This window comes from Nannocystis sp. RBIL2, from assembly GCF_026626745.1.
Taxonomy (GTDB): domain Bacteria; phylum Myxococcota_A; class Polyangia; order Nannocystales; family Nannocystaceae; genus Nannocystis.
Map to the genome: position 1 here is coordinate 6,013,424 of NZ_JAPNJW010000001.1, position 13,400 is coordinate 6,026,823.

Here is a 13,400-nt window from a genome sequence, read left to right on the forward strand (position 1 = left end):
AGCGGGACGCCATCGCGCGCGGCGGCGGAGATCGATGGCCGACGGACGTCGCGGCGCGGGAGCGCGCCGACTCGCGCGACATCGGCCGGCGAAGGCGCCGCCGCGGTCACCGGTCCTTTGGGACATCGTCGCGCCGCGATGGCGCTTGACCGCCAAAGTGGCCAGCCTCGAAGATGTTGCGGCCGGACGCGCGAGCGACGGCACGCGGAGGATATGAAGAGTTTTCGCGACGAGTACAGCTTGCAGGCGACGGATTCGGTGCCGGAGGGCGTGGCCTTCGATGCGAAGACAGGGCGTTTCTTCGCGACCGGGTTGCTCAGCGGCACTATCACGCAGATCGACGCGGTGACGGGCGCGGAGCTGCCGTTTTACACGCCTGCGGGGCAGCCGCAGCAGCTCACCGGCGCCAAGGTCGACGAGGTCCGTCGCCGCCTGTGGGTCTGCTACTCGGAGATCCAGAGCATGCTCGGCGGGGTCCACGTGTTCGACGTCGACACGGGTGCGCGGGTGGCGAGCTTCGAGCTGGCGCGCGGCGGCATCTGCAACGACGTCGCGCTGGCGGCCGACGGGGTCGCGTACGTCACCGACTCCTTCCAGCCGGTGATCTACCGGATCGACCTCGAGGCCGGGACTGCCGACGAATTCGTGCGCGACGTCCGGATGTCGGCCCCGATGGGTCAGTTCGGGCTCAACGGCGTCGCCGTCAGCCCCGACGGCGCGTACGTGATCGGCGGGTTCACCTCGCCCTCGAAGCTGTTCGTCGTCCCGCGCGCGGGCGGCGAGGTCCGCGAGATCTCCCTCGACGGCGACCCCTTCGCCCCCGTCGGCGACCCGCACTTCCTCGGGGCCGACGGCATCATCTTCATCGGCGAAGCGCTCTACGTCATTCACGACGGCGGCGTCCAGCAGGTCACCTTCACCGCGCCGGGCTACAGCGCCGGGACGGTCAAGAACCGCCTGGTCCGCGAGCCGGGGCTGTCGACCGCGACGGCCGCGAACGGCGAGCTCTACGTGATCAAGAGCGAGGTCGTGCGGATGGTCCACATGAAGCAGGCGCCGCGCCTGCCGTTCAAGATCTACCGGGTGCCGCTCGAGGTGTTCGATTGAACATGTCCCAGGGGGCATGACCCGAAGGTCATAGCCCCTTGGCCAGGTTGGCGAGGAACGCCTCGGCCCTCGACGCGATGTTGTCGTGGCCGAGCCGCTCGTCGCGGGCGATGTCGTGGACCTGGACCTCGGCCTCGGGCAGGTCGTCGAGGAAGCGGCTGGGCTTGCGCGGGACCTCGGCGCCGCGCTCGAGGCGGGTGGCGGCGCGGGTGATGTAGAGGCGGTCGCGCGCGCGGGTGATGCCGACGTAGAACAGCCGGCGCTCCTCCTCGATGTCGCCGGCGATGGCGTCGCTGATCCGCGGGGCGCTGACGCGCTTGTGCGGCATGATGCCCTCCTCGCAGCCGATCAGCAGGACGAGCGGCCACTCGAGGCCCTTGGCGCTGTGGAGGGTGGACAGGGTGATCTGGCCGCGGGCGCCGTCCTCCTCATTGCCCTCGCCCTTGTCCTTGTCCTTGTCCTTGTCCCGGGTCGCGTTCATGACCTGGAAGAAGTCGTTGTAGCGGGCCTGGCCGCCCTTGGCGCGGGCGCGCTGCTCGAAGCGCCCGAGCGCCTCGAGCAGCCAGACGACGCCGTCCCAGCGCGCGGTCCCGGCGGCCTCCGAGCCGGCCTCCTTGAGCACGTACTCGCGCAGGCCGACGCCCTCGAGCAGGCCCTGCAGCGGGGCGACCGCGGAGCCGCTGCTGTAGAAGTGCGCCTGGGCGCGTTTGATCGCGGCGGAGAAGCTGCGCAGGCCGGCGGCCGCGCGGCCCGGGATGTCGGCGATCTCCTCGCTGCGGTGGATCGCCTCGGCCAGCGAGAGGTTGCGGTGGCGCGCGAACTCGCTGAGGTGCTCGATCGTCTTGAGGCCGACGCCGCGCGACGGGACGTCGAGCGCCCGCCGGGTCGCGAGGTCGTCCTGCGGCGCGAGCATGACCTTGAGGTAGGCGAGGGCGTCCTTGACCTGCTTCTTGTCGTAGAAGGCCTGGCCGCCGAGGATCCGGTAGGGGAGGCCGTGCTCCTGCAGCAGCGCCTCGATGGCGTCGCACTGCTTGGCGCTGCGGTAGAGGACGGCGATGTCCTCGGGCTTGGTGCCGCGCTCCTTGATCTCGCGGTAGATGGTGCGGCCGATGAAGCGCGACTCCTGGTCGCCGTCGGGGGCGACGACGAGGGTGACCTTGTCGCCGCCGCGCCGCTGCGGCACGAGCTCCTTCTCGTGGCGCGAGGTGTTGCGCTGGATGACCGCGTTGGCGCAGCGGCAGATCGGGGCGTACGAGCGGTAGTTCTGCTCGAGCTTGATCGTCTGCGCGCGCTTGAAGTACATGTCGAAGCCGAGGATGTTGGCGACCTTGGCTCCGCGCCAGCCGTAGATGGCCTGGTCGTCGTCGCCGACGACGCACACGTTCTCGCGCTCGCCCGCGAGGCGGCGCACGACCTCGAGCTGGGCGCGGTTGGTGTCCTGGTACTCGTCGACCATCAAGTAGCGGAACTTGCCCTGCCAGTAGGCGCGCGCCTCGGCGTTCTCCTCGAGGGTGGTGGCGATCCGGCAGATCAGGTCGTCGAAGTCGACGGCGCCGAGCGCCCGCAGCCGCTCCTCGTACGGGCCGTAGACGGCCGCGGCGGCCTCGTCGTACTCGGTCTCGAAGTACAGGCCCTGGGCGTCGGTCGGCGACACGAAGTCGTTCTTCCACAGCGAGATCCGCTGCACGATCGCCCCGAGGTCGAAGCGCCGCTCCGCGCCCTGACCGTGGATCCCGAGGTCGCGCAGGACGGCCCGCACGAGCCCGTAGACGTCGCCCTGGTCGAGGATCCCGAACTTCTTCGGCACGCCGAAGTGGTCGGGCTGCTCGCGCATCATCGCCGCGCCGACGCTGTGGAAGGTGCCGAGCACCAGCGCGTCCGCGACCGCCTTGGTCGTCATCTTCATCAGCCGCTCGCGCATCTCGTCGGCGGCCTTGTTGGTGAAGCTGAGCGCGACGATGTTGCCGGGCGCCACGCCGCGCTCGATCAGGTAGACGACGCGGTGGGTGATGACCCGCGTCTTGCCCGAGCCGGCGCCGGCGAGCACGAGGAGGGGACCTTCGGTGGCGCACACGGCGGCGCGCTGGTCGGGGTTCAGTCCGCTGAGATCGAGGGCCATGCGTCGAGGCGGCGCAGACATACGGCGCATCGGTGGCGCACCGCAAGGGCTTGAGTCGGAGGCCGCCGATGTGCTCCCCTTCCGGGGTATGACGCAGGCGTCGTCGCGGGCGGGAGACGCGCTCGAGATCGTGCAGCTGGAGGTCGGGCTCCTGCACAACTTCTGCGAGGTGATCGGCTGCCCCCGCACCGGCGAGGCGGCGCTGGTCGACCCGGCCTTCGAGGTCGACCGCCTGCTGGCCGAGGCGCGGCGGCGCGGCTGGCGAGTGACGACGATCTTCCTCACGCACACGCACGACGACCACGTGGCCGGTCTCGACGAGGCGGCGGCGCTGACCGGGGCGGTGGTGCGCTGCCACCCGCTCGAGGTGGCGACCGCGAGGCGGCTGGCGCCCCGCGTGGAGGCGGTGGCCGACGGCGAGGAGGTCCCGCTCGGCGACGGCCAGGTGCGGGCGATCTTCGCCCCCGGACACACGCCCGGCTGCGTGTGCTGGTTCGTCCGCGAGCCGGCCGCGCTCGTCACCGGCGACGTGCTGTTCGTCGGCTCGTGCGGCCGCGCCAGCGACGTCGAGGCGATGGTCGACTCGCTGCAGCGCAAGCTCGGCGCGCTGCCCGAGGAGACCCGCGTGTTCCCGGGGCACGACTACGGCAAGACACCGACGAGCACGCTGGGCTACGAGTTCGCGACCAACCCGGCCCTGCGCGCCGAGACGCCGGCGGCGTTCCGGCAGTGGACGCAGAGGCGCGGGCGCTGAAATCGGGCTGGCTGAAGGGGCATGTCCGAGCGGGTGTCCTGAAGGACAGATGATTGTATGTCGGACGCCCTGTCTGAAGGGGCATGTCCGATTGCCTGAGAGACAGAAGGTCGTGTGTCGGACGCTATGTCCGAAGGGGCATGCCGATCGCGCTTGTGACGATGTCCCGAAGGACATGTCCTCGAGCGCCGGGCGGTTCACTGCGGCGCGGGCTGCCAGGGGCCGATGGTGCCCTCGGCGGGCTGCGGCGGGGCGGACTCGGGGGGCGCGGCGATCGGGGCCGGCTCGGGCGCGGGAGGCGTGGACTGGGGCGTGAGCACGGGCGTCGGCAGGGTCGGCTGCGCGGGGGCAGGCGCAGGCGCGGGGGCGGGCGCGGGCTTCGGGGGCGGCGGGGCGCGGCCGGGGATCAAATCAAAGGAGACGCCGAGGCTGACGAGGAAGGTGACGAGGATCCGGTCGATGCCGGCGTCCTCTTGCAAGGTGGTGCGCTTCGAGTGCGGGCCGATCACGAGGCCGCCCCACAGCTCGCCGGCGAGGCGCGGGGTGAGGTACTTGCGGACGCCGCCGCTGATCATGCCGGCCGACTTGCCCCACACGTCGCGGCCGGCCTGCTTGTCGTAGAAGGGCGGGAGATAGGTGTTCGGGCCGAAGGTCGGCACGAACATGTACTCGACGCGGACGAAGGCCAGACGCGAGTACACGCCGAGGCCGAGGCCGACGTCGACGAGGCCCTTGTGGACGCCGTAGGGCCGCTGGCGGACGTTGCCGATCACCGCGCCGCGGGCGTGGAAGAAGAGGGGGCCGACGGCGCGCGCGCGCAGCTCGAGGTTGGCGCCGACGCCGAAGAAGTTGCCGGTGTGCTCGCAGCGCTGGACGCCGTCGTGCGTCTGGCAGGTGGACTCGCCGGGGGCGTGCGGACCGAACAGCGGGCCGCCGGCGATCACGAGGCGCGGCGCGGGCGGTGGGGCCTCCGGAGCGGGGGCGCCGGCGGCCGCGACGAGCGCGAAGATCCAGCTGAGCATGCGCCGATGGTGCCGGACAGGGACGGGGCTGACCAGGGGCGCGCGTGTCCCGAAGGACAGGGCGCAGCGAGCGGCGATCGGAGCCGCGAAATCTGCCAGGCGAGCGACGAGGCCGCTACGAGCTGCGGGCGCGATGGACGGGCCGGACGGCTCAGGACGCCGGGACCGCGCAGGTCCGATCACGGTCGGGTGGTGCGGTCTGGATCACGCAACGTTGCTTGGATCCCTCCATGAGAGCCCACCGCGACGAGGGCGGTGCCGCCTGAGCAGCCTCGTCGAGGCGGGAGGGCGACCGTGGGCGATCGACGGCGAGGCGGACCGGGTGCCGCACGCGCAGAAGCAGGCCGATCCGCGTTCGCCATGGTCCGCATCGATGCGGGCGTCTTCGACGGGCCGTGACTCGCGTGTTACGCTGGCCGTCGCGGCGCCGATGTCGATCCTCCGCTTTCACCTCAACGACCGCCCGATCGAGGACGCGGAGGTCCCGCCGACCACCACGCTCCTCAACTACCTGCGCCAGCGCGCGCACCTCACAGGCACCAAGGAAGGCTGCGCCGAGGGCGACTGCGGGGCCTGCACCGTGGTCGTGCTCGACGCCGAGACCGACCCCGCTGCGCCCCGCTTCCGCGCCGTCAACGCCTGCCTGATGTTCGTGCCCATGGTGCAGGGCCGGCGCGTGTACACGATCGAGGGCCTGCGCCAAAACGGGGCGCTGCACCCGGCCCAGGCGGCGATGGTCGAGCGGCTCGGCTCGCAGTGCGGCTACTGCACGCCCGGGGTGGTGATGGCGGCCTTCGAGGCCTGCTACCGCGAGGACCTGCACGAGCCGTGGCAGCTCGACGACCAGATGTGCGGCAACCTGTGCCGCTGCACCGGCTACCGACCGATCCGCGACGCGGTGCACATGGTCGCCGGGACATGTCCCGAAGATCTGTTTAAAAGGCGGCGCGCCGAGGCGACGCCGGCGGCGCTCGAGTTCGTGCGCGCGAGCGCGGGGCGCTGCTACATGCAGCCGACGAGCCTCGCGGCGCTGTGGGCGGCGATCGCCGAGCGGCCGCAGGCGCGGCTGGTGTGCGGTGGGACCGACCTGGCGCTGCTGGTGACGCAGCGCTACCAGGACCTGCCGGAGCTGATCGCGCTCGAAGGCGTGCCGGAGCTGCGCGGGGTCGGGCGCGCGGCCGACGGCTGGTTCGAGATCGGAGCGACGACGACTCTGACGGACCTCGAGGCGGCGTGCATGGGGCCGCTGCGCCCGCTGACGCCGCTGCTCCGGATCTTGCGCTACTTCGCGTCGCGCCAGATCAAGCACCGGGCGACGGTGGGCGGCAACCTCTGCAACGCGTCGCCGATCGGCGACCTGGCGCCGGCGCTGATCGCCCTCGGCGCGCAGGTGGTGCTGCGCTCGGCCGCGGGGGCGCGCACGCTGCCGCTCGAGCAGTTCTTCCTCGCCTACCGCAAGACCGCGCTCCAGCCTGGCGAGGTGCTGGCGGCGGTGCGGGTGCCGGAGCCGTCGCCGGGGGCGCGCATGGCGGCCTACAAGGTGTCGAAGCGGCGCGAGCTCGACATCAGCGCGGTGGCGGCGGGGCTGTACGTCGAGACATGTCCCGAGGGACTGGTCACGGAGGTGCGCGCGGCGTTCGGCGGGATGGCGGCGACGCCTGCGCGAGCGCGCGGGCTCGAGGCGGCGCTGCGCGGCAAGCCGTGGACGGAGGCGACTGTCGAGGCGGCCCTGCCGGCGCTGGCGGGCGACTTCAAGCCGATGACGGACCACCGCGGCTCGGCGTGGTTCAGAGGCCAGGTCGCGGAGAACCTGGTCCGCGGGTTCTATCTGGAGACGGCCGCGACGCCGCGCCCGGATCTGCCGCCGCGCCCGGCCGCGACGGTGCGCCTGGAGGTGGTGCCGTGAGCTCCGATGGACAGGTCTCTCAGGACATGTCGAAAAGTGCCTGTGATGCCGCGGCCAGAGCGCCGCGGCGGGAGGTGGTGCCATGACGGAGGTCTCGCAATCGCCGCTGGGGCGGCCGGCCGTCCACGAGAGCGCGCTCGGGCACGTGACTGGTTCGGCGCGCTACGTCGACGACCTGCCCGAGCCGGCGGGCATGCTGCACGGGCTGCCGGTGGGCTCGCCGGTGGCGCGCGGGCGGCTGGTGGCGCGCCGGGCCGAGCGCGCGCTGGCGGTGCCGGGGGTGCATGCGGTGCTGTTCGCGGCCGACGTGCCGGGCCACAATCGGATCGGGCCGATCGTCCACGACGAACCGCTTCTGGCCGAGGACGAGGTGTTCGCGGAGGGGCAGGTGGTCGCGCTGGTGCTCGGCGACTCGGTCGCGGCCTGCCGCGCGGGAGCGAAGGCGCTCGAGCTCGAGTTCGAGGAGCTGCCGGCGATCCTCACCATCGCCGAGGCGCTCGAGGCCGGGTCGCTGCTGGCGCCGCCGCACGAGATGCGTCGCGGCGACGTGGCCGGGGCGATGGCCCGCGCGGCGGTGATCGTCGAGGGCGAGCTGCACACCGGCGGCCAGGACCACTTTTATCTCGAGACCCAGGCGACTCTGGCGTTCCCCGGCGAGAACGACACGCTGCACCTCGAGAGCTCGACGCAGCACCCGACCGAGGTGCAGGTCGCCTGCGCCGAGGTGCTGGGCTGCGCCCGCAACCAGATCGTGGTGTCGGTGCCGCGCATGGGCGGGGCGTTCGGCGGCAAGGAGTCGCAGGCCTCGCAGTTCGCGGCCCTCGCGGCCCTCGGCGCCCGACACACGGGGCGACCGGTCAAGGTGTGGCTGAGCCGTGACCTCGACATGACGATGACCGGCAAGCGCCACCCGTTCTGGTCGCGCTACCGGGCCGGCCTCGACGCCCGCGGCCGTCTGCTCGCGCTCGAGGTCGAGCTGGTCGCCGACGGCGGCTGGAGCGTCGACCTCAGCCCCGCGATCCTCGACCGCGGGATGTTCCACCTCGACAACGGCTACTTCGTGCCGAACCTGCGCTTCGTCGGCAAGGCGGTGCGCACCAACAAGGCCTCGAACACGGCCTTCCGCGGGTTCGGCGGGCCGCAGGGCATGGCGGTGATCGAGGAGGTGCTGTCGCGCGCGGCCGAGCGGCTCGGGCTCGACCCGGCGGAGATCCGCCGCCGCAACTACTACGGCGACTGTCCCGACGAACATGGCCCGGAGAACATGGTCGATGTGCCAGTCCCGGACGGGGAGCAGACCAGCGCCGGCGCCAGCGTGATCAGTCTGGTGCGCGCGCGCTGCCTGACGCCGTACTACCAGGAGGTGCCGCACTGCCGGCTGCCGCGGATCCACGCCGAGCTGCTGGCCCGCTGCGACTGGGAGGCGCGCCGGGCCGAGATCGCGGCGTGGAACGCCCGCTCGCCGTGGCAAAAGCGCGGGCTCGGCTTCATGCCGGTGAAGTTCGGGATCTCCTTCACCAACACGATGCTCAACCAGGCTGGGGCGCTGGTGCTGGTCTACGCCGACGGCAGCGTGCAGCTCAACCACGGCGGGACCGAGATGGGCCAGGGCCTGCACACCAAGATGGTGGCGGTGTGCGCCCATGAGCTCGGGGTCACGACTGCGCAGGTCCGCTGCATGGCGACCGCGACCGACAAGGTGCCCAACACGTCGGCGACCGCGGCCTCGAGCGGGTCCGACCTCAACGGGATGGCAGTGCAGGCGGCGTGCGCGGAGCTCCGCGAGCGTGTGCGACCGCTGGCGGCCGAGCTGCTCGGCACGGGGCCCGAGGCGGTGCAATTCGCCGGCGGCGCGGCGCACGGCCCGGGCGGTCGCAGCGTGCAGTGGAGCGACCTGGCCAAGACCGCGTGGATGCGGCGGATCTCCCTCAGCGCCGCCGGCTACTACGCCACGCCCAACATCGCCTACGACCGCACTGTCGGGCGCGGCAAGCCGTTCCACTACTTCGCGTACGGGGCGGCGGCGGTCGAGGTGGAGATCAGCGGGCTGACGGGCGAGCACCGGATCTCGCGCGTCGACATCCTTCACGACGTCGGCAGCTCGCTGCTGCCGACGATCGACGTCGGCCAGATCGAGGGCGGCTTCATTCAGGGGGTCGGCTGGCTCACCGGGGAGGAGCTGGTGTGGGACGCGAAGGGCCGGCTCCTGACGCACGGGCCGTCGACCTACAAGATCCCGGCGATCGGCGACTGCCCCGCGATCTTCAACGTCGCCCTGCTCGAGCGCGCCGAACAGGACAGCACGATCCACGGCAGCAAGGCCGTCGGCGAACCGCCGCTGATGCTCGGCCTCGGCGTGGTCTCGGCGCTGCGCCAGGCGATCGCGGCGTTCGGGCCCGGCGAGGTCGAGCTCGGCATTCCGTGCACGCCGGAGGCGATCCTGCGCGCGGTGGTGAAGCAGCGCGCCGCGGCGGTGACGCGGGCGGCCGACGCGGCGGAGTGAGGGCGCGCCGGCGAGCTTCTGGTCGAGAGGGCATGTCTCGAGGGACATGCTCTCTCGGACATGCGATCACTCCGGCGGGAGCAGCGCGAGGTCGAGGCCGCCGGGGTACCAGTAGCTGCCGTAGTCCATGACGCCGTAGGTGCTGACGCCGAACTTGACGTTGGAGCTCATGCTGTGGCCGCCGGTGGCGGTGTCTTGCAGCTCGAGGTGGGCGAGGGAGTAGCCGGCGCCGATGGGCTGGAAGCCGGTGACCATGGCGCCGTCGACCGTCACGTTCGCGCCGTCGGGGGCGATGATGTCGGCGAAGTTCTGGACCCACAGCTTGTTGGCGTAGACGATGTAGTTGTCGCGGTACTGCAGGATGGGGACGGCCTGCAGCATGGCGGGGTCGCTGGTGCCGTAGCCGGCCTCCTGGCTGACCATGTACTGGACGACGAGGACGCGCTTGTCGGCGTCGACCTTGAAGCGGTCGACGGTGGTGGGGATCTCGATGAACTCGCCGGCCTTGGCGATGGTCTTCGCGGCGGCCTGGTCGGGGGTGTAGACGATGTTGGTGTCGTCGTCGGCGGCGATGATGCGGACGAAGGTCGCCTTCTCGAGCGCGTTATTGGGGGTCTGGACCGGCGGGCCGACGAAGTACTCGCCCGAGAGGGTCTCGAGCGGGAACAGGGACTCCTCGAGGTGATCGCAGGCGACCACGCCGATCGGCACCTGTGTGCACTCGTGGCCGCCGATCACCTGCACGGGCTTGTCGGCGCGCACGAACGAGCCGGTGAGGTCGCCGCCGGCGGCGCTGAAGACGGTGAGCACGTCGCCGGTGTTGAGCAGCGCCATACCGCTGCCCTGGTTGTCGACGCCGCCGCCGGCCTGGGTGTTGGTGCCACCGGGCGGGCCCTGCAGCTTGACGATCGTGTTGTCCTGGCTGGCGACCACCGAGTAAAAGCCGGGCAGCAAGTAGTCGTCCCAGTACTGCCACGAGGCGACCAGGTAGTTGCCGGTCCAGGTGTTGACGGGGAGGAGCAGCGAGGCGTCGTTCGACTGGGCCGCGTTGAGCGGCATGAACTGATAGACGGTGACCGGCTTGGTCGAGCGCAGGCGGTAGGCGCCCTTCTTGGCGTGCTTGGTCGGACCTGACCCTTGAATCAGCTCGGTGACGAACGGCAAGGTGATGACCTTGACGTCCTCGGCGGGCACGGTGACCTGGGCGATGAGCTCGTCGCCGCGGGTGATCGTCACCATGGCGGTGGCGTCGGCGGCGTTCGAGACGGCGACCGCGAACGGATTGTTGAGGTCGAAGATGTCGTACTGCTGGGTGACGGTGGGGTAGTACTCGCAGCCGATGTAGCTGAGGCTGCCGAGCTTGGCGCAGGGGCCGACGCAGCCGCCCCACTGGCCGTCGCAGCTGAGGCCGAGCAGCGGGTCGCAGTAGCCGCCGTCCTCGTAGCCGGTGCCCTCGGCGTTGCACACGAGGACGTCCTGGCCGTCGCACTGCTTGGTGCCCGGGACACAGTCGGCGCAGCCGATCCCGGGGGCGCAGGCGCTGGCGCACTGGGTCTCGTCGCTGAAGCCGCCCATGCCGTCGCACACCTGCGCGACGTCGCCGTCGCACACGATCTGGCCCATGGGACACGGGCCCGGCGGATCGGTGGTCGGCGGATCGGTGGTCGGGTCGCCGGTGGCGCTCGTGGTGCTCGAAGTGGTCGGCTCGTCGCTGGTGGCCTCGCTCGTCGGATCGCCCGACGAGGTGGTCGTTTCCGGCGCGGTCGCGCTGGTGGGCTGCGGCGCTTCGGTGACCTGTCCGGTGCTGTCACCACAGGCCGCGAGGACGAGAGACACACACGCGAGAGAGCGGACCATGAGCGCATGGTATGAGGCCCGGTCGCCAGGCCCTGGCCGCCGATCCGTGAGTTACGGAGGGAGGCCGAGGCGACATGTCCTTTGGGGAAGGTGGCCGGCCGTCGCAGCTGCGGGGCGGATGGGTTTTGACGGGAGCGAGAACGCGCAGGGCCGTTCACGGTGCTGGCGCACGCCGAAAACAGGGGCGTCTGCGCGTGGCGACGATCGGGCGCGGCTCACTCGGCGGCGATCCGGCTGTCGTCGCGATGGAGGCGGATCGTCTCGTCGGACAGCTCGCGGAGCGCGGGGCTGTCGGCCAGGCCGCTCTCGAGCAGCTCGCTGAACTCGCCGTCGAGCAGGCGGCGGGCGGCGCCGTAGCGGGCGCGGTCGTCGTTGGAGCGGATCGCCCGGAAGCGGTCCGCGACGCGGCGCCGCGTCTGGCGGGCGAAGATGTCGGCGAGCTCGACCGCGGCTGTCCCTTCGGGCAGGCCGGTGCGCTGCAGCGCCGCGGCGCGGGTGACTGCAGCGGTGGCGGCGAACAGGTCGGCGCCGATGTCGACGCAGCGGAACAGCAGCGCCTGGCGCTTCTCGAGGCTCGCGCCCTTGCCGACCATGAGGTGGAAGATCGCCCGCGACAGGCGTCGAGTGGTGCGCTCGAGCCAGCGGACGTGCCGCGCGAGCGAGCCGAACTGGGCGTAGCGCGGCCAGTGGCCCCAGCCGAGCCAGCGCGTCGGATACCACGCGGCGTAGAACGCCCCGACCTTCGGCAGCTTGGCCAGCTTCTGCTTCAGCGGCACTTTCGGGTCGACCAGGTCGCCCGCCACCGCGAGGTGACGGTCCAGTGCTTCGCGGGCGATGAAGAGGCGCAAGATCTCCGAAGAGCCCTCGAAGATCAGGTTGATCCGGAAGTCGCGCAGCATGCGTTCGACCGGGATCGGCGGCTCGCCGCGGGCCTCGAGCGACTCGGCGGTCTCGTAGCCGCGGCCGCCGCGGATCTGCAGGGTCCGGTCGACGATCTTCCAGCCCTCCTCGCTGTTCCACATCTTGGCGACCGCGGCCTCGAGGCGGATGTCGCGGTCACCGAGGTCGGCCATCGACGAGGCGAGGTCGGACAGCGCCTCCATGGCGAAGGTGGTCGCGGCCATGTCGGTGAGGAGCTGGGCGATCGCGTCGTGCTTGCCGATCGCCTGGCCCCACTGCACGCGGTGGTTGGCCCACTGGCGGCAGATCTCGAGGGCGCGCTTGCTGGCGGCCGCGCACGAGGCCGGCAGGGTGAGGCGGCCGGTGTTGAGGGTGACGAGCGCGAGCTTGAGGCCGCGGCCCTCCTTCCACAGCAGGTTCTCCTTGGGCACGTGGACGCCGGTGAAGCGGATGACGCCGTTCTCGATCGCGCGCAGGCCCATGAAGCGGCAGCGGTGGATGACCTCGACGCCGGGCCAGTCGCGCTCGACGATGAAGGCGGAGATCTTGCCGGTGTCGGGGTGCCGGGCCATGACGACGTAGAGCTCGGCGATGGTGCCGTTGGTGCACCAGAGCTTCTCGCCGTTGAGGATGTAGTCGCCGTTCTCGGTGCGCTCGGCGGTGGTGGTGAGGTTGCCGGGGTCGGAGCCGACGTCGCGCTCGGTGAGGGCGAAGGCGGACACGGCCCCGCGGGCGCAGCGGGGCAGGTACTTGGCCTTCTGGGCGTCGGTGCCGAACAGCTTGACCGGCTGTGGCACGCCGATCGATTGATGCGCCGACAGGAGGGCGATGAGGTTGCCGTCCTGGCTGGTGATGAGCTTGATGACCTCGCAGTACTCGCGCTGGGTGAAGCCGAGGCCGCCGTACTCGACGGGGATCTTCATGCCGAAGGCGCCCATGGCGGCGAGCTGATCGACGACGTGCTTGGGGATCTGGCCGTCGCGATCGATGGCGTCGGAGTCGACCTCACTGGCGAGGAAACGGCGCATCCGCTCGTAGAAGGCGCGGAAGGCCGGGCGCTCCGGCGGGGCGTCGGGGAACGGGTGGACGAGGTCGAGGCGGAAGTTGCCGAGGAACAGCTCGCGCAGGAAGGAGGGCGCGCTCCACTCGGTCTCGCGGGACTCCTCGGCGACCTGACGCGCCTCGGCTTCAGTGAAGGTCTTCGTGGAGCGAGTCGACATGTGGCGAGTCTG

8 protein-coding genes are annotated in these 13,400 nt (G+C 71.4%); 4 read left to right on the plus strand and 4 right to left on the minus strand.

Annotated features, from left to right (window positions below; translation table 11 throughout):
• Positions 1–213: 213 nt before the first annotated feature.
• Positions 214–1,107, plus strand: coding sequence for a hypothetical protein (locus OV090_RS23935; protein WP_267706604.1), 894 nt, complete (start codon positions 214–216; stop codon positions 1,105–1,107).
• 28 nt (positions 1,108–1,135) lie between these two features.
• On the opposite strand, the gene OV090_RS23940 is transcribed toward OV090_RS23935, so the two are convergent.
• Entirely contained in the window at positions 1,136–3,226 is a 2,091-nt protein-coding gene (locus OV090_RS23940) for a UvrD-helicase domain-containing protein (RefSeq protein ID WP_267706606.1), read from the minus strand.
• Positions 3,227–3,314: 88 nt separating this feature from the next.
• Between OV090_RS23940 and OV090_RS23945 the strand changes: the two genes are divergently transcribed.
• Complete coding sequence (locus OV090_RS23945; protein WP_267706608.1) at positions 3,315–3,980, plus strand: MBL fold metallo-hydrolase; 666 nt, start codon at positions 3,315–3,317, stop codon at positions 3,978–3,980.
• 197 nt (positions 3,981–4,177) lie between these two features.
• Here the strand turns inward: OV090_RS23945 and OV090_RS23950 are convergent, their stop codons facing one another.
• Positions 4,178–5,002, minus strand: coding sequence for a hypothetical protein (locus OV090_RS23950; protein ID WP_267706611.1), 825 nt, complete (start codon positions 5,000–5,002; stop codon positions 4,178–4,180).
• A gap of 430 nt (positions 5,003–5,432) precedes the next feature.
• Here OV090_RS23950 and xdhA point away from each other — a divergent pair, with 430 nt between their 5' ends.
• On the plus strand, positions 5,433–6,908 hold the full coding sequence (gene xdhA, locus OV090_RS23955) for a xanthine dehydrogenase small subunit (RefSeq protein WP_267706612.1): 1,476 nt from the start codon (positions 5,433–5,435) through the stop codon (positions 6,906–6,908).
• An 82-nt stretch (positions 6,909–6,990) separates the two neighbouring features.
• Positions 6,991–9,411 (plus strand): xanthine dehydrogenase molybdopterin binding subunit, encoded by a 2,421-nt coding sequence (xdhB, locus tag OV090_RS23960; protein ID WP_267706613.1) that lies wholly within the window; start codon positions 6,991–6,993, stop codon positions 9,409–9,411.
• A 66-nt stretch (positions 9,412–9,477) separates the two neighbouring features.
• On the opposite strand, the gene OV090_RS23965 is transcribed toward xdhB, so the two are convergent.
• Entirely contained in the window at positions 9,478–11,268 is a 1,791-nt protein-coding gene (locus OV090_RS23965) for an IgGFc-binding protein (protein WP_267706614.1), read from the minus strand.
• 215 nt (positions 11,269–11,483) lie between these two features.
• Positions 11,484–13,388, minus strand: coding sequence for an acyl-CoA dehydrogenase family protein (locus OV090_RS23970; RefSeq protein ID WP_267706616.1), 1,905 nt, complete (start codon positions 13,386–13,388; stop codon positions 11,484–11,486).
• Positions 13,389–13,400 lie beyond the last annotated feature (12 nt).